Below are 25309 nucleotides of genomic sequence, written 5' to 3'. Positions count from 1 at the left end.
CCCCTAACCCCTCCTCAGCAAACGTGGAAGTATGGAGAGTTCAATGAAGACCTCAAAAGATGCGCTCGACAGCTCGGGCCCTTCGGGATTTCCGGAAGTGCCGGAGCCACGCAGGCGCTCCGTCAACATGGTGGCAGGCACGATCGGCCACTTCGTGGAGTGGTACGACTGGTACATCTACGGGCTGCTGGCAGCAGTATTCTCATCGCAGATTTTCCCCGGCGACTCCCCGTTTGCGTCCCTGGTCGCAGCACTACTGACCTACGCAATCGGGTTTGTCGTCCGCCCGCTCAGCGGAATCATCATTTCACCACTGGCCGACCGTTTCGGCCGCAGGCTCGTCCTGACGCTCTCCATCTCCGGAATGGCGCTCGGCGCTTTGATCATCGGTCTCACGCCGTCATTTGCGACAATCGGGTACGCAGCGCCAGTTCTTTTCCTGGTTGCACGCATCCTTCAAGGCATCTCGGCCGGCAGCGAGCAGCAGAGCGCTATCGCTTTCATGGTCGAACACGCTCCCGCGAACCGGAGGGGTCTGTTTGGCTCGTTCTCCAATATGGCCAGCGGCCTGGCGACCCTCGCCGCGACCGGTGCCGCCGCGATCGTGACCTCCTCTTTTGCTCCCGACGACCTCGCCGCCTGGGGCTGGCGCATCCCGTTCCTCATAGGCGGTGTCCTTGGCGTAGTCGGGCTTATCCTGCGGGCTCGCTCTGATGAGACCCCTGAGTTTGAGGCGACTGCCCTTGTCGACCAAAAGTCCGCGGCGGCGCGCCTGATGGACCTGCTGCGCGAACACCCGAAGGCTCTGCTGCAGGCAGCTGCGCTGTCTGCTCCGGCCGTGGCCTACTACACCTGGGCCACCTTCCTTCCCACCTATGCCAAGCTGACCACCGGCCGCGACCTGTCCTCCACTCTTGCCGGAAGCGTTATCGGCCTTGCCTTGCTGGTGGTCATCGTGCCGGTCTGCGGATACCTTTCCGACCGCCTCGGCCGACGAAAGATCTTCCCCATCATCGGTGCCATCGGCATGATCGTGCTCTTCTACCCACTGCTTCTGCTGCTGAACCAGCCAGGCTTCGGCGTGTACGTTCTGGTCTCAGCGTCGGGATGGGTGGTTCTTGGAATCTGGCAGTCGGTCTATCCGACAATCCAGGCCGAGCTGTTCCCGGCTTCTGTCCGGGTCTCCGGAATCGGCTTTGCACACCAGATCGTGATCGCCGTCTTCGGAGGCACTGCACCACTGATTGCCGCTGCATTCGTCGGCGCCGGACAGCCCATGTTCGTCGCGTACTACATGATCGCCATTGTCGCCCTCTCCCTCATCGCCTACTTCACGCTTCCGGAAACTGGCAGCAAGGGCCCGCGTGCCACCGTCGCCCCGGCAGACCGCGAAGTGCTGGAGGGAGAGCACCTGCTCTTCGAGACTCCACACGGCGGGATCCAGGCGCACAATTCCAAGCCATAGGCGTCCTTCTGGTGCCCTCGTAACCATGTAACGCCCCGCACTTCGGGGATCGCCCTCGACCGAGACCTGGTCGAGGGCGATCCCATGCCCGGCCAACGACCGGCTTCACCTCACACCTTGAAGTACTTCGCCTCCGGGTGGTGGAACACGAACGCGTCGGTGGACTGCTCGGGGTGCAGCATCAGCTCATCACTGAGGACCACGCCCATCCGTTCGGGCTTCAGCAGCTCGGTGACCTTGCGGCGGTCCTCCATGTCCGGGCAGGCGGGATAGCCCAGGGAGAACCGGGCGCCGCGGTAGTCGAGCTTGAAATACCCTGCCGTGTCCTTGGGCTCCTCGGCCGCGAAGCCCAGCTCCTTGCGGATGCGGGCGTGCCAGAACTCGGCAAGCGCCTCGGTGAGCTGCATGACCAGGCCGTTGAGTTCGTAGTAGTCGCGGTACTGGTTGGCCGCGAACATCTTGGACGTGAACTCTTCGATCTTGGAGCCGGCGGTGACCAGCTGCACCGGCAGCACGTCGATCTGCCCGGACTCGCGGGACTTCACGAAGTCGGCCAGGCAAAGGTGCCGGTCGCGGCGCTGACGCGGGAAGTCGAACCGCAAGCGGTCGGTGCCGATCGGGCCGCCTGAACCACCGTCGGGGGCGAGCAGGCCCGCGGTGCCCAGGACGCCGTCGGGATCCTCGCCGTGGTGCAGCACCACTACCTGCTCCCCTTCGGAGACCACGGGGAAGTAGCCGTAGGCGACGGACGCGTCCAGCATCCCCTCGCCCAGGATGCGGTCCAGCCAGTAGCGCAGGCGCGGCCGGCCCTCGCGTTCCACGAGTTCCTCGTAGGAGGCGCCGTCCTCGCCGCGGCCGGGCTTCAGGCCCCACTGCCCCATGAAGGTGGCGCGCTCGTCGAGGAACGCAGCGTACTCGTGGAGCGAGACGCCGCGGACAATGCGGGTGCCCCAGAACGGCGGCACGGGGACGGGGTTGTCGGTGGCGACGTCGGACCGGCCGGGCATGGCCTCGGGCTCGGTCACCGTGAACTTCGCGCCGCCCTTGTGGATGCGCTTCTTCAAAGGCGGCAGGCCGACGTCGTCCGGTGATTCACCGCGGGCCACGCGCACCAGCGGCTCCATGAGGGAGAGGCCCTCGAAGGCGTCCTTGGCGTAGCGGACCACGCCGTCGAACTGCTCCGCCAGGTCCTGTTCCACGTAGGCACGGGTGAGTGCTGCGCCGCCCAGGATGACCGGCCATTTCTTGGCCAGGCCGCGGGACTGCAGCTCCGCGAGGTTTTCCTTCATCACCACGGTGGACTTCACCAGCAGGCCGGACATGCCGATCACGTCGGCGTTGTGCAGCTCGGCTGCGGCGATGATCTCGGCGATGCCCTGCTTGATGCCGATGTTGATGACCTTGTAGCCGTTGTTGGTGAGGATGATGTCCACCAGGTTCTTGCCGATGTCGTGCACGTCACCGCGGACGGTGGCGATCACCATGGTGCCCTTGCCGGAGGAGTCCGATTTCTCCATGTGCGGTTCGAGCAGGGCGACGGCGTTCTTCATCACCTCGGCGGACTGCAGTACGAACGGCAGCTGCATCTCGCCGGCGCCGAAGCGTTCGCCCACCACCTTCATGCCCTCGAGCAGGTGGTCGTTGATGATGCCCAGCGGGGTCATGCCCTCGCTGCGGGCCAAGTCCAGGTCCTCTTCCAGGCCCTTGCCTTCGCCGTCGATGATGCGCCGCTCCAGGCGCGCGCCGGTGGGCAGCGCGGCGAGTTCGGCGGCGCGCTGGTCCTTGAGCGCTGCGGTGTCGACGCCGGCGAAGAGGTCCAGCATGCTGGCCAGGGGGTCATAGGTGACGTTGCCGTCGGCGTCGTATTCGCGGCGGTCCCAGACCAGGTCCAGGGCCACCTTGCGCTGCTCTTCCGGGAGGGAGGCGAGCGGGACGATCTTGGCGGCGTCGATGATGCCGCTGGTCAGGCCGGCCTGGACGGCTTCGTGCAGGAACACGGAGTTCAGGACGATGCGCGCTGCGGGGTTCAGGCCGAAGGAGACGTTGGAGACGCCGAGCGTGGTGTTGATGCCGGGGTACTTGGCGGTGATCTGGCGGATGGCCTCGATGGTTTCGATGCCGTCCCGGCGGGTTTCCTCCTGGCCGGTGGCCACGGGGAAGGTGAGGCAGTCGACGATGATGTCCTCGACGCGCATGCCCCATTCGCCCACCAGGGCGTCCACCAGGCGGGAGGCGATGGCCACCTTGCCTTCGGTGGTGCGGGCCTGGCCCTCTTCGTTGATGGTCAGGGCGATGACGGCGGTGCCGTGTTCCTTGACCAGGGGCATGATGCGGGCGAAGCGGCTGTTGGGGCCGTCGCCGTCCTCGTAGTTGACGGAGTTGACCACGGGGCGGCCGCCGATAAGTTCCAGGCCGGCCTGCAGGACGGGCGGCTCCGTGGAGTCGATGACCAGCGGGAGGGTGGAGGCGGAGGCGAAGCGGCTGACGACCTCTTTGATGTCCGCGACGCCGTCGCGGCCCACGTAGTCGACGCAGACGTCCAGCAGGTGGGCGCCGACGCGGATCTGTTCGCGGGCGATATCCACGCAGTCGTCCCAGCGTTCTTCGAGCATGGCCTGGCGGAAGGCCTTGGAGCCGTTGGCGTTGGTTCGCTCACCGATGGCCAGGTACGCGGATTCCTGGTCGAAGTTGACGTGCTGATAAAGGGAGGCGACGCCGGCCTCGCGCTCTTCGGGGATTCTTGCCGGTGCGTTGTCTGCTGTGGTCTCCACGGCTTTGGTGCGGAAGGGGGCAAGGCGTTCGACGACGGCGGCCATGTGTTCCGGCGTCGTACCGCAGCAGCCGCCCACCAGGCCCAGGCCGAATTCGCGCACGAACTGCTCGTGCGCGGTGGCGAGTTCGGAGGGTGAGAGCGGGTAGTGGGCGCCGTTGGCGCCGAGGACAGGCAGGCCGGCGTTGGGCATGCAGGCGATGGCCACGGAGGACTGCTTGGAGAGGTGGCGCAGGTGCTCGCTCATCTCGTCCGGGCCGGTGGCGCAGTTCAGGCCGATGGCGTCCACGCCGAGCGGTTCGAGGGCGGTGAGCGCGGCGCCGATTTCGGAGCCCATGAGCATGGTTCCGGTGGTTTCCACCGTCACCTCGACGAAGATGGGGAGCCGGACGCCGCGGTTCACGATGGCCTGCTTGCAGCCGTTGACCGCGGCCTTGGTCTGCAGGAGGTCCTGGCTGGTTTCGATGAGGAACGCGTCCGCGCCGCCGTCGATGAGGCCCTCTGCCTGGAGGGCGAAGGTCTGCTTGAGGTAGTCGTAGCTGGTGTGGCCCAGGCTGGGGAGCTTCGTGCCGGGTCCCATCGAGCCGAGGACCCAGCGCATCCTGCCGTCGGTTTCTTCTGCCGCTTCGGCGCGTTCACGGGCGATGCGGGCGCCTTTTCTCGCCAGTTCCTCGATGCGGTCATCGATGCCGTAGTCGGAGAGGTTGGACCAGTTGGCGCCGAAGGTGTTGGTTTCCACGGCGTCGATGCCGGTGGCGAAGTAGGCGTCGTGAATGTCAGCGATCACGTCCGGGCGGGTGTCGTTGAGGATCTCGTTGCAGCCCTCGAGATTCTGGAAGTCCGTGTCCAGCTGCAGGTCACGGCCCTGGAGCATGGTGCCCATGGCGCCGTCCGCAATGACCACCCTGTGGTTCACGGCGTCCAGGAGCTCCTGCGAACGGGCAGGGCGGGGCACGGACTCAATATCAAGCGCAAAACGAGGCATCTAAACAGGTTACGGGCGGAGGCGCCTGGGTTGCGCTGTGTGTCCGGATGCTACGCGGCGCGGCTGAAGGCGGTTCTTCAGAATCTCCTTGTGGTTCGCCGACTAAAGAAGGCCGACCAAACGCCACAACCCACAAACCTCTATTCGAGCGGCCAGGCACGCCGATTCAAGTCCCAGTCAGCCGATGTCTTACAGGCCGGAAAGTCATTTGCTTTCACTGGAAGTAAGGCACGAACGCCTGCAAGCTTACGCCCAATTATGCAATCAGTCGAAGTGTCCAGGTTAGGCTAATTTAGGAAGATGACATTTCCAAGTGAGGCCACAGCCATCCTCATCAATCAACTCGTCGACAACAACACGCATGGAATGCTCGGCACGGTCTTACTAAGCGCCGGCCTAGGTGATTACGATCCCGGCGACAAGGACAAAGAGGGTAAAAATATCAATAAGCCGAGCCGACTGCGAATGGCCATCACGAAGGCGCCGCCAGCGGTTCGGGAGAAGGCTCTCCAAAAGCTGACGATCATTACGTGCAATTCTCTTGCCAGCAAAGGGCAGCCTGAGTGGTTGCATGAACTCGTTGGCGAACTACGTGCAGCGAACCTTTCCCTACACACCGAGACCAGCCAGGTCAAGGAAAATGAGTGGTCAGATCCAACCATGCTTTACGCCTGGCAGCTGGGTCCGCTGGGTGCGGATGAGATTCCGATAACTGTCCAAGCGGGACAGCTTGAAAGCCTGCTGATAAAAAATTCGCTAGAGACCGCAGCTGGGCACTACGCGCAGGCTTTCGAGAATTTCAAAGCGGGAAACTTCGAGTCGTCAAACAGCCAACTGCGTCCAGCCTTGGAGGAAACACTTCTTGAGTTAACGCATAGAGCAACGAACTGGACCAGGACAGACAAGGGGGGTGACGCCATCGAAGTCCTCAAGGGTAAGAAAATGTTCGAGGAAGGTGAGCACGATTACTTCAAAGGATTGTGGAAGATCAGTCATGCGAATGGCTCTCACCCGGGAATGACCACTGCCGCGGATGCGGAATTTCGATTCCATGCCATTACGGCCGCCATATATTTCCTAGTGCATAGATACTCAAAATCGACTAGCGCATCGTAACAAAGTAGAGAGCGGAGCCAGGCTGCCGTCCGTAAAGATTAGCTATAACAGAGCACATTCTAAGTGCAGGTATATCGGGCCATGAATTAGAGCCGCGGATCATGGGCTGATGGTGTTAAAGGTGCGAAACGCGGTAATCCCGACCTTGGCTCGAACACTCGTTTCCCAGTTTAGCTCAGCACATGATGTGGTTTCTTGAGATAGCAGGCTCGCGACACAGCATCAAATACGGGGGCAGTACCAAGAGGGTGATGGACTACTGCTATGAATAGCAAACCTTGGAGCGACGAGTCTCGAACTAGAAGCGATATTGCGGGTCGTGACGAGTTCACTCGTGTAGTAGCAACTCGCATCGATTCATGCCTCGACGGTCAGGGCTCGACAGTTTTTGGCTTGGTCGGGCCGTGGGGGAGCGGCAAAACAACCTTATTAAAGGACGTTGCGGGGCAATTAGAAGAGTGGACAACCGTCTGGTTCAGTCCTTGGTCTGTCGCGGATGTCGGGTCCATTACAGTAGAATTTGTTTCTGCTCTCACCGAGGCTTTCCCTCAGTCCTCACCAGTGAAAGACAAGCTGGCCACGTACTCGCGCTTCGGTGCCCCTGCCTTAAAAATGATCCCGGTGGTTGGTGGAGCGCTAGCTTCTATAACGACGGAGGTGGTAGCGGAGATCACAAAGCGTCCCGCTTGGAATTCTGAGTTCGGCAGACTTAGCGACGAAATCGCGGAGCAACATAAAAGGGTGCTCATGATCGTCGATGACGTCGACCGGCTCGACGGTGACGAATTGCGAACACTATTGCGCGTGGTGCGACTACTCGGGCGCTTCACCAACGTGCACTACCTCATGGCTTACGACCAGGCCACAGTTGAGAGAGTTCTAGAGTCCATGGGTACGAATGGTGACAGCTCTGAGTTCATGGAGAAGATAGTCCAGTATCCATTCGAAGTTCCCCCAGTGCCCATGGCGGTTCGGCGGCGCTGGAGTAGAGCGGTCCTCGACACCGTTAGCCCTGAGGAAGACGAGATTGGGGCGGACTACGCCGACGAGCGTGAAGACCTCGTTAGAATTCTTGCTTTAGGCCTAGAGACTCCACGAGCGGCCGAACGCCTGCGAGAACAAATGCGCAGTCTTTCCCCGCTTCTCGCTGACGCAGAAGTAGACGCTCTCGATTTTACGGCTTTAACGTGGTTGCGCATTACTCACCATCGAATTTGGGACCACATCCGGTTGAACCCTCATGACTATTTATCCTGGCGAGAAGGGGATGCAGATGCGACAACAAAAACGAGGATGGAACGCATTGAAGCCCTCGTCACGCGTGGTCATGCCACGCCTGTGAAGGAAGCAGTCAACTTTTTGTTCAAACCTGCCGGACTCGCGGGAGCATATTCAAGTCGACAAGGCCGAATGAATGCCTCTCGTTACTTCGAACGCTATTTCCAAGTAGGACTTGCCGAGGATGACGTGAGCGAGCGGCGAACGCAAAGTGCGATGCAGCAGCTCGAGCACGGACGTGTCGGTGACCAAGACGTGCAGCACTTGAAACAGATTTTGCTCGGGCCGGACAAGGATCGGTCTGCCCTCGCTCTAGAAATAGTCATCAATATGAGACGACGTAGGCAGCACACCTCACTCACCCTTTTAGACTTTGCAGAGCATATTAGAACGGAAATTAGCACGTTAGGGAATGCGGGACTAAATAGGGTGTCATCCGTGGAGCATTGGATGGCGCAGGAGATTTTCCTCGCACTAGAGACAAATGTTGTTTCGACGAATCAAGTCATTGCACGTTTCGGATATCCGACCCTCGCGGGCAGCGCATACGCGGCTCAGCGCTCAAACCGCTACGAAGCCTCGCAAATCAAGAGTCTCTACGCTCCAATTGTGGAGTGCTGGATAACTGAGGTCCGGAGTGAACCGCTAGCTGCGACCTTACAACGGGAAGAGCTGATTCATATGACGTCTTTCTGTATATGGATTACAGACATCCAGGACCATCGCGGCTTCCTCTCGGAACGCGTATCCAATGGGGAGACGCTCATTGACGCGGCCACCGCCTACGTCTCCTTCAGTGAATGGGTCGGGGCGGGCGTCAAGTACGACATCACCTTTCGCGAAGATGAATTCAGGTTCGGCATTGGAGAGGCCGCACTTGCCAATGCGCTCATCCACGTGTCTCCCGCCAATGGAATCCCTGACTACGAGGTATCGGATAGAAAGGACCGCGACTTGACGGACGTTCAGCGGCGCGACTTCGCCACACGGGCCGTACTTGCCTTGGCATACGCATAGTTAGCTGTCGGCCGGTTGGCGCACCACACAGTAACGCTTAGTCAAGCGGAGCTTTTGCCGCCTAGCCTACCTCGCGAACTGGAAGCTGTAGATATTTAGGCGGCCCTCGTTACCGTTCTGCCTAGGCAGCCCACGCGTATCCGTAAGAACGCAGCCAGCCGGGCTGCAACGCATTGGCCCCCGGTGAGGTCTCCTCGATCTGCCCATTGAGCTCCCCCGTGTTCCGAGTACTACGACGGCAGTTGGATGCCCTCTGCCGGGCGCCAGCCAAGGGTGGGCCCCAGTTTCCCCGCCATATCGGTCAAGATCTGGACGTAGTCCTCGTGGTCAAAGCTGAAGGGCAGGGCGAACGCCACCTCATCCACCTCCCGGAAACCGGCGTGGGCGTACAGCTGCTCGGCAATCTCCTCGCTGGTGCCGATCAGATCCCTGGCGAACATCATGCCCCTCGGCCCCTGCGGAGCAGCAGTGCGCGGAGTACGTTCGTCGACGTACCGCTGATACTTCTCCCGCTGCGCCGGCGAAGCGGAGTCAGTCGGGATCACCACCAAGCCCTGCGACACCCGCGCCCCCGCATGCCCCGACAGAGCGGCCGCCTCACGAAACGCCCGGATCTGCGACTGCTGGACAAGGGCGAAGTCCGGTTCCTGGTCCTTGTCCGGGAAGATCACGCTGCTGGAGAGCAAGTTGAACCCATTGGAACCGGCCCACACCGCTGACTTCGTGCTCCCGGCCCCGTACCAAAGCCGGTCACGTAACCCGGGAGAGTGCGGCTCCACCCGGTTCGAGAACTCTTCCACCACGCCCTGCTTGCCGGAGAATTCCCGCACCGGCTCCCCGGCAACCAACCGCGCAAACCGCCCCACCCGCGCGTAGCTGAAGTCCTCCACGTCCGCGGTGTCCGGGTACAGCTCGTGCTTCACCGTGTCGTACTGCATCGGCTCCCCAACGCTTACGCCTGGGTTGATGCGTCCACCTGCCAGCAGGTCCACGGTGGCCAGGTCCTCGGCCAGGCGCAGCGGGTTTTCCCAGCCCAGCGGCGTCACGGCAGTGCCAAGCTCAATGTGCGAGGTGCGCTGGCTCGCCGCAGCCATCACCGCCACAGGGGAAGAAATCCCGAACTGCAGGTGGCGGTGGCGCAGCCAGGCACTGTCGAACCCCAACCGCTCCCCCAGCTCGATGATCTGCAACGTGGACTCGTGGCCCGCAGCCGGGTTTGCCGGATCAAACAAACCAATGGTCAGAAACCCCAGCTTGCGCAGGGGACGGTTGGGGTGCGGCATCGGCTTCCTTCAAAGCGGCGGACGGGGCTGGTTTCAGACTAGGCGGAAGCCCGCTAAATGAACCAGCAAGCATTGACGCACATGACGGCCTTGTGGTTAGGCTCACCACGAGCCAGCGACGGCCCGCCACAGGAGGAATACATGTCATTGCAGGAAATCGAATTCACGTCCGCCAACGGCCGTGACACCATCCAGGCCTGGGTCTACGAACCCATCGGGCAGCCCAAGGCGATCGTGCAGTTGATCCACGGGCTCGGCGAGCACTCCCGCCGCTACCTCCACCTCATCTCCACCCTGGTGGACGCGGGATTTATCGTGGTGGCAGGCGACCATTCCGGGCACGGGCGCACCGCGATGCAGCAGGGCACGTGGGGCGATGCCGGTGAGGACGCAGCCAGCGTGGTGGTGGCGGACGAGGTCACCCTCCAGGCCAAAGCCAGGGAGGCACTCCCCCAGCTTCCGTACGTGGTGTTCGGCCACAGCTGGGGCTCCATGATCGCCCGCGGCATGGCCGTCAATCCAGGTGCGCAGCTTTCCGGCCTGATCCTCTGCGGAATCGCCGCCCAAATGCGTGGCATCGAGAAAATGATCAACCGGCCCGAACTCGCCCGGCTTGCCTCCGGCGAGAGTGCGGCGGAGCCCGCGCCTGAGGAACTGGTGGGCCAGTTGTTCGACGGTTTCCTGGGCCGCCTCGGCGAAAACGCCGGCCCCACAGCCTGGGTGGCGCTGGACGCCGACGTCGTCACGGACCACGGGAGGGACCCCTTCAACAACTTCGGCGCACGGCTGAGCGCGCGGTTCCTGCAGGGCTTCGTTGACCTCTACGATCAGGTCACCTCGGACGACTGGTACAAACAGCTCCCCGCGGACCTCCCCGTGCTGATCCTCGCCGGCGACCAGGACCCCGTGACCAACTACGGCGAAGGCGCCTACCACGTGGCAAACCGCCTAGCGGATTCGGGCCACGCGGACGTCCGCACCCGCGTCTTCCCCGGCGTCCGGCATGAAGTGCACAACGAACCCACCACCCGCGCAGAGACAGAGCGCGAGACGGTCGAGTTCATCCAGCGTGTCACCCAGCGGCAGGACTCCCCCACACCGTCAGCTGCAGGCTGACCGTCCCCGAGAAAAGCACCCCCGCGGAAGCGTACGACGGCGGCACTCACCCTGCCGCCGTCGTCGTACCTTCCAGCAAGGGGAGGCTCAGTCCGCTGCTGATTGCTCCAGCAGCCGTCGGATGCGTTCGACGGTTGGGTCGATGCCCCCTGTTGACTCGACCATCAGGCCGGATTCGTCGGTCTGCAGCTCCTCCAGGGTTTCCAGCTGGGACGTGAGCAGCGAGGCCGGCATGAAATGCCCGGGGCGTTGGGTGAGGCGGTCCTGCAGTGCCGGCCTGTCGGCTTTCAGCAGGATGAACGTGGTGGCAGGCGCGGCCGTCCGGATGGCGTCCCGGTAGCTTCGTTTCAGTGCTGAGCAGGCAACAATGGTTGCTTTTTCGGTGCTGGCGGACAGCTTGGTACCCACCAGGTGCAGCCACGGCCATCGGTCCTCATCCGTGAGGGGAACGCCCGAAGCCATTTTCTTGACGTTTGCTTCCGGGTGCAGGGTGTCGCCATCGACGAAGCTGGCGCCGAGCCGGGTGGCGAGCGCCTGGCCCACGGAGGATTTCCCTGCACCGGAGACCCCCATCACCACGATGCTTTGGGGCATTACAGGGTGCCCTGCCGGGCGGTGCCGGCGGGAATGGGCGTCAGGCGGGTGACCTCGACGGGTTTGGCCAGGAGTCCTTCGAGGGAGGCGTTGAGCCGCTTCACGGCGTCCCCCACTCCGTGTGCGTCGAGCAGCTCGGCGCTCTCCCATTTCTCGATCATGACGATCTGGCCGTTGGGCGCGTCGTGGATGGCGTACAGGAGGCATCCGGGTTCTTCGTGGACCTCGGCGATGGCGGGCTTGAGGGCCGCGGCAACCTGGTCGCGGGCGCCGTCGTTGGGCGTGAAGACTGCAGTGACGACGATGGTCATGATGGTTCCTTTACTCGATTGCTGGTGATGCTCAGATAAATGCCTGTGTGGTCAAGGTCCCCGAGGCCCTCGGTGACCATCGTTTGGAATGCCGAGGTCAGGGTGTTGGCGACGGGCAGTGCGAGTCCGGCCTCCGCGGCCGCCTCCGTGACAAAGCGCAGGTCTTTGAGCTGGTTCTTGGCAGAGCCACCGCCGTGGAAGTCCCCCGTGATCCAGCGGCTGCCTTTTTGCTGGAGGACTTCAGAGTTGGCCAGCCCGCCTTTGAGGATGGCCTGGACCTTGTCCAGGTCCAGGCCGGACGCCTTCGCCAGCGCCATGGATTCCGACAGGGCGGTGACCGTGGCGGCCACCACGATCTGGTTGCAGGCTTTCACGATGGCCCCGGCGCCGGCCTCCCCGAACCACATGACCGTGGAGCTATAGAGCTTGAAAAGCGGAGTGAGCCACTCGACCGAACTCCGGGGGCCGCCGGTCATGATGCTCAGCCGCCCCTGCTCCGCCCCGATGGTCCCGCCGCTGAGCGGTGCGTCGATGACCACCACCCCGTAACGGGACTTGCAGTGGGCTGCGAAGGCGGCGACGGCGGTGGGGGACACGGTGCCGTGGATGACCAGGACAGGTTCAACCGCACCTGTCCTCGCCCACCCCGCGAGCAGGCCGTCCTCGCCTTCCAGGAGTGCTTCGACCTGGGGCAGGTCCGGCAGGACGGTGAGGACCACATCCGCCGCGGCCTCCGCCGGCCGGAGCGCTACTGTCCCCTCTTCGATGGCTTTGGCTTTCTGGAGCGTGCGGTTCCAGAGCGTCAGGGGTACCCCGGCGTTGATGATGTTCCGGGCGATGGGGGCTCCCATGGGGCCGGTGCCGAGCAGCGAGACGGAGACACCGGGATCGAGCGGCGAGGGAGGTTTGGTTTCTGTCATCGGTTAGAAGGGGATCAGGCCGGCGAGGGCGGGAAGGAAGGTGCTGAACCAGGGCACGGCGGCGAGGACGAGGAGGCCGACGAACACCGCCACCAGGTAGGGCCAGAAGTGTTTGAGGCTGTTTTCCACGGTTTCGCGGGCGGTGGCGCAGGCGACGTAGAAGCCAACCCCTGCCGGCGGGGCGAAGGATCCGATGCCCATGGAGATGATGAGGACCATGGCGTACTGCACGGGGTTGACGCCGAAGTCGGTGGCGATCGGCAGCAGCAGGGGCGCGAAGATGAGCACCGCTGGCAGGCCTTCGAGGAGCTGGCCCATGATGATCAGCAGCACCACCGTGAAGAGCATGAACAGGATGGGGGAATCGCCCAGCTCGGACATCAGGTCGTGGATCTGCTGCGAAACGCCGGCCAGGGCGAGAGTCTGCGCCAGGGGCGACGCCGCGGCGATGATGAACAGCACCATGCCCGCCGTCGTGGTTGTTTCACGCAAGGTGTCCCCCAGAAGGCGCCTGCTGCCGCGGCGGTAGGCTGCCGCGAGCACGAAGGCGTAGGCGACGGCGACCGAGGAAACTTCCGTGGGGGTGGCGAATCCGCTGAGGATCCCCACCACCATGCCTACGGGCAGCAGGAGCGTCGGCAGGGCGAAGAACGTGGCTGAGCCCCGGGCCCGCCACGTGGCCTTGGCGCTTGGGACGCCTCCCTGCTTGCGCGCCCTCAGGAACACCAGTGCCATGACCACCAGGGCGAGGAAGGCTGCCGGCACGAAGCCTGCAAGGAAGAGGGTGGTGGTCGAGATGGTGGTGATGGAGCCCAGGATGAGCAGGACGATGCTGGGCGGGATGGTTTCGCCCATGATGGCCGACGCCGACAGCACGGCGACCACTTCTCCACGCGGGTATTTACGCTCTTCGAGCATGCCGCGCATGGTGGTGCCCACTGCTGCGACATCGGCGACCTTGGAGCCGGAGATACCGGAGAAGATGTACATCGTCACCACCACCACCTGCAGCAGGCCGCCGCGGAGATGCCCTATCAGCGCATCGACGAGCTTGGCCAGCGGCAGGGTAAGGCCGGCCGAGTTCATGACCGTGCCGGCCAGGATGAAGAACGGGATGGCCAGCAGGACGAATCCCTTGGCTCCGGACGCCATGCCGATGGGGATGGCGCTTACGTCGGAAATGCCGCCGAGGTACAGGTAGATGCCGGAGGCGAGGGCCAGGACAAACGCAATGGGCAGTCCCAGGAACAGCAGGCCGAACAGGGCCACGAGGACCACCACGAGCAGGACGTTCGGTGAGGCGTAGTAGAACAGCGGCGGGGAGATCAGGACGACGGCGACGAGGGCGGCTGCGATTCCGGCACCGACGACGGCGGGTCGCCAGGCCTGGCGCCGAAGTTTGACCAGGGCAAACCAGGCGATGAGGACCATGCCCACCGAGAAGGGCAGGTTGACCCAGAACACGGGGAGTTGAAGGATCGGTGTCTTTTCCTCGACCTGCTGGACGAGGGTGGGCACGAACAGGGCGAGCGCGCCGGCGCTCATGACAAAGACGAGCCAGTCGACCAGCGCGGCGAGGTACGGCTTCCAGGTTGCGGGCAGGCGCATGATGAGCGCCTGGACGGACATGTGTGCGCCTTTCGGGTAGGCGATGGCGCCGCCGATGAAGGCAATGGTCAGCAGGGCAATCTCGGACACTTCCTGTGTCCAGAGCACCGAATCACCGGTAATGAGGCGGACGGTGATGTTCAGGAGGATGACCACGAGTTCCGCGAGAATCGCCGCTCCCACAATCCCTTCGAGCGTCTTGTCGAGCCAAGCTGCGCCGCTCCAGCGGTCTGGCACGTGGTCGTGGTGAAGGATTTCCTCCGCTTCGAGGGGAAGGACTTCCTCGTAGTCCTGGGGAGCAACGGTGGGTTTCATGGTTTTCCAGACTGTCGACATTGATAGCGGGATGTGTGTGGGGAGTGGGGTGTTGGCACGGGTGGGAGCCGCCTTGTGGGCTCCCACCCGTCCTTGCTACTTCTTGCCGGCGAAGGCGATGGCCTGGTCGAAGAATTCCTTGCCGATGAGCTTGGAGAACTCCGGGTAGAGGCTTTGGGAGGTGGCCTTGAATTCGGCGAGCCCGGACGCGCTGAGCTCGTTGGCCTTCATGCCCTTGGCTGCCAGTTCATCCAGCTGCTTCTTGGACTGTTCCTCGTCATAACCGGTTTTGAAGGTTGCCGTTTCCTCTGAAGCGGCGGTGAGTGCCTTCTTCTGGTCATCCGTGAGGGAATCCCACTTCTTCGATGACAGTGCCAGCACCCAGGCGTCGTTGATGTGGTTGGTCATTGAGACGTATTTCTGCACCTCGGAGAACTTGTTCGTCCAAGGGACCTCAACCGGGTTTTCCTGACCGTCGATCGTTCCGGTCTGCAGGCCGGTAAAGACCTCGGAGAAGGCCATGGTCGTGGGGCTTGCGCCCAGCTTGCCGAAGAAGTCGGTCCACAGGGTGTTGCCCGGCACCCGGATCTTCAGCCCCTTCAGGTCGGAAGGCTGTTCAATCGGGCGCACGGAGTTGGTGATCTCGCGGCCGGTCCGGGTCAGGAAGGCGAGTGCCACGGTGTCCTTTGCCGCCAGCTTGTCCTTCAGGACCTTTCCAGGTTCTCCAGCCAGGAACTTTGCCTCTTCCTTGGTGTCCGAGAAGAGGTAGGGGATGCTGATGCCGTTCATTTCCGGCACCACCGAGGCGTAGACGGAGGTGGACAGGATGAGTCCGTCGAGTGATCCGCCCTGCAGCCGGGTCACGGCGGCATTCTGGTCCCCGCTGAAGCTCGTGCCGTTGGGTACCACGGTGACCTGGACGGAACCGTTGGAGGTCTTCTTGACCTGGTCGGCGAAGTGCTGGGCGGTGACGCCGACGGAGGACGTCAGCGGATCGGGGATGGAGAGCTGGATCTTGGCCACCGGGGCGCTTTGGCCGGCGGGGGTTCCGCCTGCACAGCCGGACAGCAGGGCGGCGGCCAGGCTGGTTGCCAGTACCCCGGTGATGGCGCGGGTCTTGAGGTTCATTCGATGCCTTTCTTCATTGGAAGGATGCGGTGGTACTGGTTCAGGAGACGGTGACGGGGGCGGAAATCAGCGCTTCGGTTTCGCGGCGGAGTTCCAGCGCTTGGGACAGGGAGTCATCAATGATGACATCGTCCCAACCAACGATCGCTCCCTTGGGCACATCGTTACGCAGCTCCACGTGGTGGGCCAGGGCGACGGGGAGGGCGCCGGTGGAGACCGAGTGCTTGGCGGAAACCAGCTTGCCCCACACCGTGAAGCCGCCTTCGCCGTCGAGGAATTCACCGGCCTTGAGGTCTTTCTTGGCGGTAGCGACCACATCGCCATAGAAGCCGACGGGCCCGCCGGTGGGGATGCCGCGGAGGGCTGCGTTGGCGATGGACATGTTCAGTTCGAGGCCTACGTAGTGGTAGGGGCGGTACAGGGCGGCGTACTGGCCGGTGGGGTCCGGGTGCCAGGGGTATTCGTTGAAGCAGCCGGAAACGTAGTTGTTGGTTGCCTTGACGACGACGAAGACGCCCTCCTGGGTGTTGTGGCTGATCCAGCTGCCGTCGCGGTTCACGCTGGACATGACGTCGACGCTTCCTTCGTGGGCCAGGGATCCACCGACGGCGGCCGGGCGGCAGATGGTGGCGATCTCTTCAACGTTGCCCGGTGTAAAGCTCAGGCCGGAATCGGAGGGGGCCAGCCCCGCGCCGTTGGCCACCGCCGCCATTTCGATGGCGGCCTTGGTGCCGTCGCGGAACGAGGTGTGCATGTAGGGGTTGAGCTGGCCGGAGTCGGTCAATTCCTTGGAGAACTCCCAGTTCTCCCAGACGTTGTCCGGGTTCATCTCGTGGTAGTGCTCCAGGTATTTTGCGCCCTTGCCGGCGCAAACCACATCAAAGCCGCTGGTGCGGGCCCAGTCGACGAGCTCCATGATGAGGGCCGGCTGGTCCCCGTAGGCCATGGAGTAGACCACGCCTGCTTCCTCGGCCCGCTTGGCCAGCGCAGGGCCGGCAAGGGCATCAGCTTCGACGGTCACCATGATGATGTGCTTCTTGGTTTCGATTGCCTTCAGGGCGTGCTTGATGCCGACGATCGGGTTACCGGTGGCTTCGACAATGACGTCGATGTCCACGTCGAACAGTTCGTCAGCGTTGGCGACGATGGCGGTGGAGCGGTCCTTCAGCGCCGTAGCGATATCGGGAGCTACCTGGGAGGCAGGCCAGTCCACCAGCTCGAAGGCCCCCTGCGCCCGCTTGACGTTGATGTCGGCAATGGCAACAACGTGGATGCCGGGGATGTTGTTGGCCTGCGCCAGGTACATGGTCCCGTAGCGGCCGGCGCCGATCAGTCCAACGCGGATGGGACGGGACTGCTGCTCACGCTCGCTGAGGAGTTTATGAAGGTTCACGGGAATCTCTCTAGGGGGTGCTTGGCCAAAGAAAAGCACCTCCGGCTTGCCGGATGGCACAACTTCTTTGTCGCGTTTTATGGGAAAACCGTCCGGAGTGGAACCGGTTCCACTTTTGTACCAGCTGCTGATAAGCTGTGTCAACGATCACCTTCCAGCCCGGCGTCATGAATCAAACGGCTGAAAGAAATCGCGTAGGTCATAACCACGAAGGTCTTGTGTCTCAAGGAGGAGCGGTGCGCAAAGCGCCTACCATTCGCGACGTAGCGTCTGCTGCGGGAGTATCCGTCTCTGTGGTCTCACGGGTACTGAACCCGGAGTCGGGACCGGTCGCACCCGCAAAGAGGCAAGAGGTCTTGAGGGTCATCGATGAATTGGGTTACCGGCCCAGGGCGGCAGCGCGTGAACTCAGCGCCGGGCATGCACTCACCATCGGCCTGGTGGTCACCGATCTCTCCAATCCGTTCTTCGCCCGCCTGGCGGACAGGATCGTCTGGGAGGCACGCAGCCATGGCGTGCAGGTGGTGTTGATGACCACGCAGGAGGATCCGCACCTGGAGGCGGACTCCCTGGATACGTTGCTGGACCGGTCGGTCAGTGGCGTCATTGCCACTCCCACCGGGGGCAACATCGAAAAATGGAGGCGCCTGCGCGACCTCGGCGTCAATGTCGTCTTCATCGACCGGGCCATCGAAGAACTCGAAGATGTCGATGTTGTCAGCATCGAAAACTTTGACTCGGGACAACGCTCAACCGAGCATCTCATCAGCCTGGGCCATACCCGGATCGGGCTGATCACGGGCCCCCTTACCACCTCCACCGGGAGTGCGAGGTTGAACGGCTACAGGGCTGCACACCGGAACGCCTCCCTGCCAGTAGACCCCACGCTGATACGTGACGTACCTTTTCGCGGGGACGCGGGCGGGGACGCCGTAGGATCGCTGCTTGCGATGCGCCAGCCGCCAACAGCACTCATCGTTGCCAACACGGCACAGGTGCAAAGTTCAGTCCGCAGGCTCGTCCAGATGGGCACTGACATCCCCGATCAGCTTTCGCTCATCGTCTTTGACGACAATCCCTGGACTGAGCTCACCTCTCCCCCGCTGAGCGTCATCCGCCAGCCGCTCGACATGCTCGCCGTTCACGCCATCGAGCTGGTGCTCGGACGGATGCAGGGGAAGCTCCCGGAGGGTGCCCGCCGCATCGAGGTCAAAGCGGACTACCTGCCGCGCAACAGCTGCGCGCCCGTTACCGCCCCGGTCGCGCGCTAAAGGCCTGCAGGGTCCCGGAAGCACCTCCAATGGAAGGTTCGACAGCGGCACTCACCCGGCGCCGTCGTCGAACCTTCCAGCAAAACCAGCCGGTCACGTCAGGTGTGGGTAGCTTTCTGCTGCCAGCGGGACAGGCGTGCGAACGTGGGGCCAGCCGGCGGCGGGATTCTGGCTGGGTCGGCGCCCGGCCGGCGTCGGCGCAGTTCCAGCGCCAGCGCCTCCTGTCCGCGCGCCATCGCCCACCGGTGGTTCGCGGCAAATGCCGGCTTGAGCAGCCAGCCCAGCCGCCGCAGCAGCGGTTTGGAGGAAGAACGCCTTCCCGGTGCCGTCCGGGTTGCCCGGGATCCAACTTCTCAACAGTCAGATACACCGACGGCCATCAGCGGGGAAGCGTGCCGGCATCGCCCAGGATGTCCGTGACCTTCCGCGGGGTTCCCGCCACCCGCCAGACGGTCAGGAATTCGCAGTCGGTGCTGCTGTTCGAAGTGTCGGCCATTGGTGCCTCCACGGCGAGGATGAATAGGCGGCCCACGGTACTCACGCCGTTGTTTGTGGTCACCGGGCCGCCACCAGACCTCTTACTCAACTAAATTGATTTAGTGGCCCAGTGTGGGCTAGATTACTTTTGTCCAGACTTGGTCCCTCCTGGCCGCTCAAGCTGCCGGCTCACTGGGGCCACCACGACTTTCCCTTTTGCCTTGCGAGGAGTTTCCCTTGATCGGAGTTGCGGGTGCACCCGTGAGTTTTGGCGTCTTTGACCTGGGCGCGACGGCAGGAGGCCGCTTGCCCGGGCCGGACGAGGTCTGCGCGGTTCTGAATAAACACGGGTATACGGGGATCGATCTGGGACCGGTCGGATTCCTCGGACGGGACGGTGAACTCCGCAGCCGGTTGAAGCAGCACGGCCTGTCCCTCGCCGGCGGCTGGATCGACCTTCCCTTCACCGACGACGACGCCTTCGCAGCCGCCGTACCCTCCCTCACGGCAGCCCTCGACGTCTTCGAAGAAGCCTCTGATGGCGTGCAGGGTCACCCACCGCTGCCAACCCTGGCGGACAGCGGGTCCGACCGTCGCCGGTCCAACCCGGGTGGAGGCCCGGACGTGGCCCTCGACGACGGCGGCTGGGCCACGCTGGCCCGGAACATCGCCGCCGCGGCACGCCTCGTCAGGGACCGCGGCTTTGAACCCACGTTCCACCACCACGCCTGCACCCACGTGGAGACGCCCGAGGAGATCGAACGGTTCCTCGACCTCACGGACGTGGGCCTCACGCTGGACACCGGCCACCTCATTCTTGGCGGCGGTGACCCGGTGGAAAGCCTCGGGCTGTGGGGTGAACGGATCAACCACGTCCACATCAAGGATGCCCGGGCCGACGTCCTGCGCGCCGTGGTCAGGGACAAAGGGGACATGCGTGATGTCTGGGCCGGGAAGGCGTTCGTGCCCTTGGGCGACGGCGACCTGGACGTGGAGGGGTTCATGGACGGCCTCGTCCGGACAGGCTATGACGGCTGGCTGGTGCTGGAGCAGGACTCCATACCCCAGCCTGACGACGACCCCGACCTTGCCGACAAACACCATGCCATCAACCGGAACGTACTCAGAAAGTGGATCCCCTAATGACTTTGCTTCGAATCGGAGTTGTGGGATTGGGCGCCGTTGCCCAGTCTGTGCACCTTCCCCTGATCACAAGGCGATGGGATCTGTTCGACCTTGTTGCGGTGGCAGACCTCTCCCCCGCCCTGCTTGGCCGGGTGGGCGCCCAATACGGCATCCCGGCCACACAGCAGTACCAAAACCTGGCCGACATGCTGGAAGGTGAGGACCTGGACGCCGTCGTGCTGTTGACTTCCGGATCCCACGGCCAACCGGCGCTGCAGTGCATCGAAGCGGGGGTGGCCGTGCTGTGCGAGAAGCCGCTGGCGTTCTCCCTCGGCGAGATCGAACTCCTGCGCAAAGCCGAGCAGGGCCAGGGCAGGCCTATGCTCCTGCTCGGCTATATGAAGGAGTACGACCCCGCCGTCGTGACCCTGAAGGAACGGTTGCCGGGCCTGAAAGACACGCGGTACGTCAACGTGGAAGTGCTCCACCCTGCCGGCTCCGCGCAGCTGGCCTTCGCCAACCTCCACCCGGGAGCCCGGGACGTCCCCGCCGACGTGCTGTCCGGGCTGGTGGAAGCCGACGAACAAAAGCTGGACGCAGCCCTGGGCAAAGACAGCCCCGGCCTGCTGCGGCGGCTCTACTCAAACGTCATCCTTGGCAGCCTGATTCATGACATCGCGGTAGTGCGGGCGCTGGTAGGCCCCTTGCAGGCAGTTGATGCCGTCCATTACTGGGCGGAACAGGACGACCCGGGGTCCATCGAAATAGCTGCGACAGCAGCCGAAGGTGTCCGCGTGCACTTCAACTGGCATTACCTGGCCGATTACCCCGTGTACCGCGAAACCGTGACCGTCCACCACACCACGGGCAGCGGAAAACTGGAATTCACCGTCCCCTACCTCCTCAACGCCCCCACCAGGCTGCAGATCACCGAGAAAGCCGGCGGCGGGGTGTCCGACTCCGTTTCCGCCGACGTCACGGAAGCGTTTGAGCAGGAACTCGTCGCTTTCCACCGGATGGTGGACGGTCAAGAGAAGCCTCCCACCGGGATCGCCGAAGGTGAGGCGGACGTCAGGGTTGCCCAGCTGATCGCCGCAGCCTTGGCCGGGTCCATGCAGTTCTCCCTCGGCGGAGAGGCGGCCTCGGCATGAGCCCGGCGGAGGAGACTGGCATCGTCCTGGTGCCCCACACGCACTGGGACCGGGAGTGGTACGAACCCTTCCAGGTGTTCCGCTTCAAGCTTGTCCAGATGTTCGACACCGTCCTGAAAATGGCGGAGGAAGACCCGCGGTTCCGGTTCACCCTTGACGGCCAGACGGCTGCCATCGAGGACTACCTGGAAATCCGGCCGGAAAACGAAGAGCGGGTCCGCGCCGTGGTGGCCAGCGGCCAACTGGCCCTGGGCCCCTGGCAGATCCTGCTTGACGAATTCCTCTGCTCGGGCGAGACCATCATCCGCAACCTCCAAATGGGCATGGACGGTGCCCGGCGGCTGGGCGGGTACATGAACGTGGGCTACCTGCCGGACATGTTCGGCCACGTGGCCCAAATGCCGCAGATCCTTACCCGGGCCGGCATCGCCCACGCCTGCCTCTGGCGTGGAGTGCCATCAAAAGTTTCCGGGCATTCGTTCAGGTGGGAAGCTCCAGACGGATCATCCGTCCGGGTGGAATACCTCTTCGACGGATACGGCAGCGCCCTGGACCTCCTGGCCATTCCCGAACACATCCCGCACGCATTGGGGGAATACCGGCAACAAACCGCCGAAAGGTACCGCGGCGACCCCATCCTGGGCATGGTCGGCACCGACCATATGCCGCCCGACACGGCACTGATGCGGCACGTGGACACCTACAATTCATCCGCCTTCCCCATCCGCGTCGGCACGCTGGAGGACTACGTGTCGGCGTACGACCCGGACGATGAACGCCTGGAGGCAGTGCGCGGGGAACTCCGCTCCCATGCCCGGGGCAACATCCTTCCGGGTGTCTTCTCCATCCGCCGCAACCTCAAGATCGCGATGGCCACGGCCGAGCGCATGGTCCTGGACGCCGAACGGCTGGCAGCATCCAACCTGGGCGTCGACTTCGAGCCCTTCATCAGCATGTCCTGGCGCCGCATCATCGAATCCACCGCGCACGACTCCGTGGTGGGCTCCGGCACCGATGAGACCGTCAGCCAGGTAGAGGCCCGGCTGCACGAGGCAGCCCAGATTGCCCGCGCCGCCCGGGACGAAGTGGCCCTCACGGTGGCCGGCAGCATCCCCAGCGACGCGTTCGTGGCCTTCAACACCTTGGCCGCGGACCGCAACGTGGTGGTCGAACTCGACGTACCCGCCCCGGACGCAGGAATGCCGGTGGCCGCCATGACCGGCGATGGCACCCTGCTGCCGGTGCAGGAAACCGGGCACGCCCCCACCATGCTCGGTGATGAAACCATGGACGCCTCGGTCCTGGTGGAACGCATGATGAACCGCATCCACGGTCGCGAATTGTTCGGCCAGCTCATCGAGCAGTACCGGGTGGCGCCGTATTCCCTCGAGTTCGATGTGGCCCAGGTGCCCACAGCCCCGGTGTTCGACATCGTCGCGTTCAAAGCCGAACTGGCAGCCGCCGTCGAGGCCCACCCGGGCGACTGGAAAGTCCGGATCGTCGCCGAACCAAGGCGCCGGGTGCTAGTGGACGTCCCCGTCGCGGCCATGGGGATTACCCCGTTCAAGGTCTTCCAGGCAGAGCGCCCCGAGCCGGAGCACATATCCTGCGACGACGGCATCCTGGACAACGGACTCGTCTCGGCGCGCATCGGCCTGGACGGGGACATCACCCTCACCGGCGCGGACGGCACCGTCCTGCACGGTATCGGACGGCTGGTTGACGGCGGAGACTGCGGGGACAGCTACAACTACGGCCCTCCGGCCATGGACAGCATCGTCAGTGAGCCTTCCCGGGTGGCCCTGGAGGTTGTCGAACGCGGCCCCGTGCGCGCAGTCGTCAAGGTCACCAGGCATTACTCCTGGCCGCGTTCCCTTGACCGCAGCATGGGGAGCCGGGACAACGACACCGTCGACGTTCCAGTCCACACGTTCGTGGAACTGCGCCGCGGGGAACCGTTCCTGAGACTTCGCGTCCAGTTCACGAACGAGGCTGCAGACCACCGGCTGCGGATGCACCTCCCGCTGCCGTCCCCCGTGGAATCCTCCGCGTCGGAAGGCCAGTTCGCCATCACCGCCCGTCCGCTTACCGCAGAGGGCGGCGGCGGCGAATTTCCGCTTCCGACGTTCCCCGCCTACACCTTCGTGTCCGCGGGACCAGCCACCGTGCTCCTGCACGACGCCACAGAGTATGAGGTGGTGGAGGGAAAGGAACTGGCCCTGACGCTGCTGCGTGCCGTGGGATCGATCAGCGTCAACGTGCACCCGCTGCGTGACGAACCGGCCGCCTCAGAGATCCCCATCCCGGGCGCCGAAGAAGCAGGTACGCAGGTGGACGTCGAATTCGCGGTGATGGCCTCAGCCCAGGGTTACCGCAACGCGGACGCGGTCCAGCTCGCGGACCACTTCAACGCACCCGGTCTGGCCGTACGCGGCCGGGGCACCCCGGGCCCCTCGGTTCCGGACCCCACGGAAGGACTGCGGCTCAGGGGTGACGGCATCCGGCTGAGCAGCATGCGCCAGGTGGGCAACGACGTCGAAATCCGTGTTGTCCTGCTGGCCGAACAGCCCACCGGTGGCGTCGTCACCGGCCCCTTCAGCGGCGTGTCCACCGTTGACCTGACAGGCCGGACGTTGGCAGCGGAACCGGCTGACGGTGAGTACAAGTTCGAGCTGGATCCGTGGGAGATCCGCACACTGCGCCTGACCCCCAGGACTTAATTACGGCAACAGATACGCCCCGCTTCACCAGAAGCGGGGCGTATCTGCGTGGTCAGGCTATGTGGTGAGGGCGAGGATCCGGCGGTCCGACGTTTCGAGCCGGTACGGGCCGGCTCCCTGGGCGTCGATGGTTGCATAGGGATCGCGGATGAGCTGACGGCGGCCTTCAAAGTCCACCAGGATGGTCCCTTCCGCGTCGATGGCGAGCAGTTCGCCGTCGACGCGCAGCAGGAGCGGCGCGTCGATTCCCATACTGAGTGCTGTCGGCCCGGTCTTGAGCGCCGCCAGCAGTCCTTCTTCCGACGGGTCCGCGGACTGCACCCAGGTGGTGGGCAATCCGGTGGGATGGCCGTCCTCCGGCCGGTGGAAGTCTCCGCCACCGAGAGGAATAACCGGCTCGCCCCAGGCGCTCAACCACGCCCAGATGCTGGTGTCGCGCCGGTTGGGCAGCCAGGTTTCATGCATGATTTCGGCGTGGGTAGGCTTCCGGGACAACTGCCATTGCCACGAGCAATCGGTGGCTACCGGGTGGTTAATGGACAGGAATCCGCCGTCGCCTTCAACCTGGTCAAGCCAGGCGTCAGGGTGGTCCCGGAAATCCACCCAGTTGATGCGGCCGTAGGCGTTCGCGTGGCCGCGGACGGTGGTGACTTCCTGTCCGGGCAGAAGCGCGATGCCATACTCATTGCCCACGCCCTGCAGGTGCGGGTGATGGCTGACGGTATTGTGATCGGTCACGGCCAGGAAGTCCAGCCCGTTCCGTGCAGCCTCTCCCGCCAATTGCCGGAGGGAGAGGCTGCCGTCGGAATGGAGGCTGTGTGCATGGCAGTCCCCGGCAAGCCACCGCATCCCTGCCGCGGCAGGGATGGTTCGACGGCGGCTGGCCGGGACTGTGTTGACCGGCGCGGTGGCAGGCGGCTCGGGTTCCACGGTCCCCGTTGCCGGCGTATTGATGGTCAACTCGACCGTGACACCCTCCGCCGGAATCTGGTGAAGGCCCAGAACCACCTTCCACACTCCGGTTTCAAGCTCCCCCGGGCAGTATCCCGTGGACGCCGCGGTCCTGCCGATGACAAAGCGCGTCTTGGCTCCGCCGGACCAACCCCGCCACCCGTCGGGGCCCATGCAGCCCAGATCAACGACCGCCCGGGACCTGTCGTAGTCCAGGAGTACTTCCAAGGATTCGCAGCGTCCCACCTCGAAAGGAACATCGAAGTACAGGTTCGCTGCCCGGTCATCCGGGGTCAGCGCCCGGCTGATGCGCAC

At 63.7% G+C, this 25309-nt stretch carries 18 protein-coding genes; 8 read left to right on the top strand and 10 right to left on the bottom strand.

Annotated elements, in window-relative coordinates; all coding sequences use genetic code 11:
* Positions 1-43 precede the first annotated feature (43 nt).
* Positions 44-1465: an MFS transporter gene (locus ACV095_RS01235; RefSeq protein ID WP_134164989.1), complete on the top strand. Its 1422-nt coding sequence runs from the start codon at positions 44-46 to the stop codon at positions 1463-1465.
* A 110-nt stretch (positions 1466-1575) separates the two neighbouring features.
* Here ACV095_RS01235 and metH read toward each other — a convergent pair whose 3' ends face one another.
* Entirely contained in the window at positions 1576-5220 is a 3645-nt protein-coding gene (metH, locus tag ACV095_RS01230) for a methionine synthase (RefSeq protein ID WP_478222735.1), read from the bottom strand.
* A 300-nt stretch (positions 5221-5520) separates the two neighbouring features.
* Between metH and ACV095_RS01225 the strand changes: the two genes are divergently transcribed.
* Positions 5521-6336: a hypothetical protein gene (locus ACV095_RS01225; RefSeq protein WP_478222734.1), complete on the top strand. Its 816-nt coding sequence runs from the start codon at positions 5521-5523 to the stop codon at positions 6334-6336.
* A gap of 264 nt (positions 6337-6600) precedes the next feature.
* Positions 6601-8631, top strand: coding sequence for a KAP family P-loop NTPase fold protein (locus tag ACV095_RS01220; RefSeq protein WP_478222733.1), 2031 nt, complete (start codon positions 6601-6603; stop codon positions 8629-8631).
* 230 nt (positions 8632-8861) lie between these two features.
* On the opposite strand, the gene ACV095_RS01215 is transcribed toward ACV095_RS01220, so the two are convergent.
* Positions 8862-9914 carry an LLM class flavin-dependent oxidoreductase gene (locus tag ACV095_RS01215; RefSeq protein ID WP_478222732.1) on the bottom strand — a complete coding sequence of 351 codons (1053 nt, stop codon included), beginning with the start codon at positions 9912-9914 and terminating at the stop codon, positions 8862-8864.
* Between the two features lie 141 nt (positions 9915-10055).
* On the opposite strand from ACV095_RS01215, the gene ACV095_RS01210 reads away from it, so the two are divergent.
* Positions 10056-11030 carry an alpha/beta fold hydrolase gene (locus ACV095_RS01210; protein ID WP_478222731.1) on the top strand — a complete coding sequence of 325 codons (975 nt, stop codon included), beginning with the start codon at positions 10056-10058 and terminating at the stop codon, positions 11028-11030.
* An 87-nt stretch (positions 11031-11117) separates the two neighbouring features.
* On the opposite strand, the gene ACV095_RS01205 is transcribed toward ACV095_RS01210, so the two are convergent.
* The 6 genes from ACV095_RS01205 to ACV095_RS01180 form a co-directional block, all read right to left on the bottom strand.
* Positions 11118-11624 (bottom strand): gluconokinase, encoded by a 507-nt coding sequence (locus ACV095_RS01205; protein WP_056392010.1) that lies wholly within the window; start codon positions 11622-11624, stop codon positions 11118-11120.
* Complete coding sequence (locus ACV095_RS01200) at positions 11624-11935, bottom strand: putative quinol monooxygenase (RefSeq protein ID WP_478222730.1); 312 nt, start codon at positions 11933-11935, stop codon at positions 11624-11626. The genes ACV095_RS01205 and ACV095_RS01200 overlap by 1 nt, the downstream gene beginning before the upstream one ends.
* Positions 11932-12855 (bottom strand): NAD(P)-dependent oxidoreductase, encoded by a 924-nt coding sequence (locus ACV095_RS01195; protein ID WP_478222729.1) that lies wholly within the window; start codon positions 12853-12855, stop codon positions 11932-11934. Before ACV095_RS01195 ends, ACV095_RS01200 begins: the two co-directional genes overlap by 4 nt.
* Before the next feature lie 3 nt (positions 12856-12858).
* Positions 12859-14778, bottom strand: a complete 1920-nt coding sequence (locus ACV095_RS01190; RefSeq protein WP_478222728.1) for a TRAP transporter large permease — start codon at positions 14776-14778, stop codon at positions 12859-12861.
* Positions 14779-14874: 96 nt separating this feature from the next.
* Positions 14875-15906, bottom strand: a complete 1032-nt coding sequence (locus tag ACV095_RS01185; protein ID WP_478222727.1) for a DctP family TRAP transporter solute-binding subunit — start codon at positions 15904-15906, stop codon at positions 14875-14877.
* Positions 15907-15946: 40 nt separating this feature from the next.
* Positions 15947-17299, bottom strand: a complete 1353-nt coding sequence (locus ACV095_RS01180) for an NAD(P)H-dependent oxidoreductase (RefSeq protein ID WP_018769920.1) — start codon at positions 17297-17299, stop codon at positions 15947-15949.
* A gap of 167 nt (positions 17300-17466) precedes the next feature.
* On the opposite strand from ACV095_RS01180, the gene ACV095_RS01175 reads away from it, so the two are divergent.
* The gene (locus ACV095_RS01175; protein ID WP_235509817.1) at positions 17467-18570 is read left to right on the top strand and encodes a LacI family DNA-binding transcriptional regulator; all 1104 of its coding nucleotides are present in this window, start codon (positions 17467-17469) and stop codon (positions 18568-18570) included.
* Between the two features lie 379 nt (positions 18571-18949).
* Here ACV095_RS01175 and ACV095_RS01170 read toward each other — a convergent pair whose 3' ends face one another.
* Positions 18950-19129 carry a hypothetical protein gene (locus ACV095_RS01170; protein ID WP_478222726.1) on the bottom strand — a complete coding sequence of 60 codons (180 nt, stop codon included), beginning with the start codon at positions 19127-19129 and terminating at the stop codon, positions 18950-18952.
* Positions 19130-19284: 155 nt separating this feature from the next.
* Here ACV095_RS01170 and ACV095_RS01165 point away from each other — a divergent pair, with 155 nt between their 5' ends.
* Genes ACV095_RS01165 through ACV095_RS01155 form a run of 3 tightly spaced genes read left to right on the top strand, consistent with a single transcriptional unit; the run spans position 19285 to position 24043 of the window.
* Entirely contained in the window at positions 19285-20190 is a 906-nt protein-coding gene (locus tag ACV095_RS01165; protein ID WP_478222725.1) for a TIM barrel protein, read from the top strand.
* Complete coding sequence (locus ACV095_RS01160; RefSeq protein WP_478222724.1) at positions 20190-21323, top strand: Gfo/Idh/MocA family protein; 1134 nt, start codon at positions 20190-20192, stop codon at positions 21321-21323. Before ACV095_RS01165 ends, ACV095_RS01160 begins: the two co-directional genes overlap by 1 nt.
* Entirely contained in the window at positions 21320-24043 is a 2724-nt protein-coding gene (locus ACV095_RS01155; protein ID WP_478222723.1) for a glycoside hydrolase family 38 N-terminal domain-containing protein, read from the top strand. Before ACV095_RS01160 ends, ACV095_RS01155 begins: the two co-directional genes overlap by 4 nt.
* Before the next feature lie 57 nt (positions 24044-24100).
* Here the strand turns inward: ACV095_RS01155 and ACV095_RS01150 are convergent, their stop codons facing one another.
* Positions 24101-25309 carry a CehA/McbA family metallohydrolase gene (locus ACV095_RS01150; RefSeq protein WP_222430057.1) on the bottom strand — a complete coding sequence of 403 codons (1209 nt, stop codon included), beginning with the start codon at positions 25307-25309 and terminating at the stop codon, positions 24101-24103.

The organism is Arthrobacter sp. JDC6 (genome assembly GCF_056484025.1).
Note: the sequence above shows the minus strand (reverse complement) of the source record. Positions and strands in the feature narration are given on the sequence as shown.

Coding starts and splice junctions, on each gene's coding strand:
- ACV095_RS01205 (WP_056392010.1), bottom strand. CDS start 11,624: ATGCCCCAAAGCATCGTGGTGATGGGGGTCTCCGGTGCAGGGAAATCC.
- ACV095_RS01220 (WP_478222733.1), top strand. CDS start 6,601: ATGAATAGCAAACCTTGGAGCGACGAGTCTCGAACTAGAAGCGATATT.
- ACV095_RS01210 (WP_478222731.1), top strand. CDS start 10,056: ATGTCATTGCAGGAAATCGAATTCACGTCCGCCAACGGCCGTGACACC.
- ACV095_RS01225 (WP_478222734.1), top strand. CDS start 5,521: ATGACATTTCCAAGTGAGGCCACAGCCATCCTCATCAATCAACTCGTC.
- ACV095_RS01195 (WP_478222729.1), bottom strand. CDS start 12,855: ATGACAGAAACCAAACCTCCCTCGCCGCTCGATCCCGGTGTCTCCGTC.
- ACV095_RS01155 (WP_478222723.1), top strand. CDS start 21,320: ATGAGCCCGGCGGAGGAGACTGGCATCGTCCTGGTGCCCCACACGCAC.
- ACV095_RS01175 (WP_235509817.1), top strand. CDS start 17,467: ATGAATCAAACGGCTGAAAGAAATCGCGTAGGTCATAACCACGAAGGT.
- ACV095_RS01185 (WP_478222727.1), bottom strand. CDS start 15,906: ATGAACCTCAAGACCCGCGCCATCACCGGGGTACTGGCAACCAGCCTG.
- ACV095_RS01190 (WP_478222728.1), bottom strand. CDS start 14,778: ATGAAACCCACCGTTGCTCCCCAGGACTACGAGGAAGTCCTTCCCCTC.
- ACV095_RS01160 (WP_478222724.1), top strand. CDS start 20,190: ATGACTTTGCTTCGAATCGGAGTTGTGGGATTGGGCGCCGTTGCCCAG.
- ACV095_RS01200 (WP_478222730.1), bottom strand. CDS start 11,935: ATGACCATCGTCGTCACTGCAGTCTTCACGCCCAACGACGGCGCCCGC.
- ACV095_RS01215 (WP_478222732.1), bottom strand. CDS start 9,914: ATGCCGCACCCCAACCGTCCCCTGCGCAAGCTGGGGTTTCTGACCATT.
- metH (WP_478222735.1), bottom strand. CDS start 5,220: ATGCCTCGTTTTGCGCTTGATATTGAGTCCGTGCCCCGCCCTGCCCGT.
- ACV095_RS01235 (WP_134164989.1), top strand. CDS start 44: ATGAAGACCTCAAAAGATGCGCTCGACAGCTCGGGCCCTTCGGGATTT.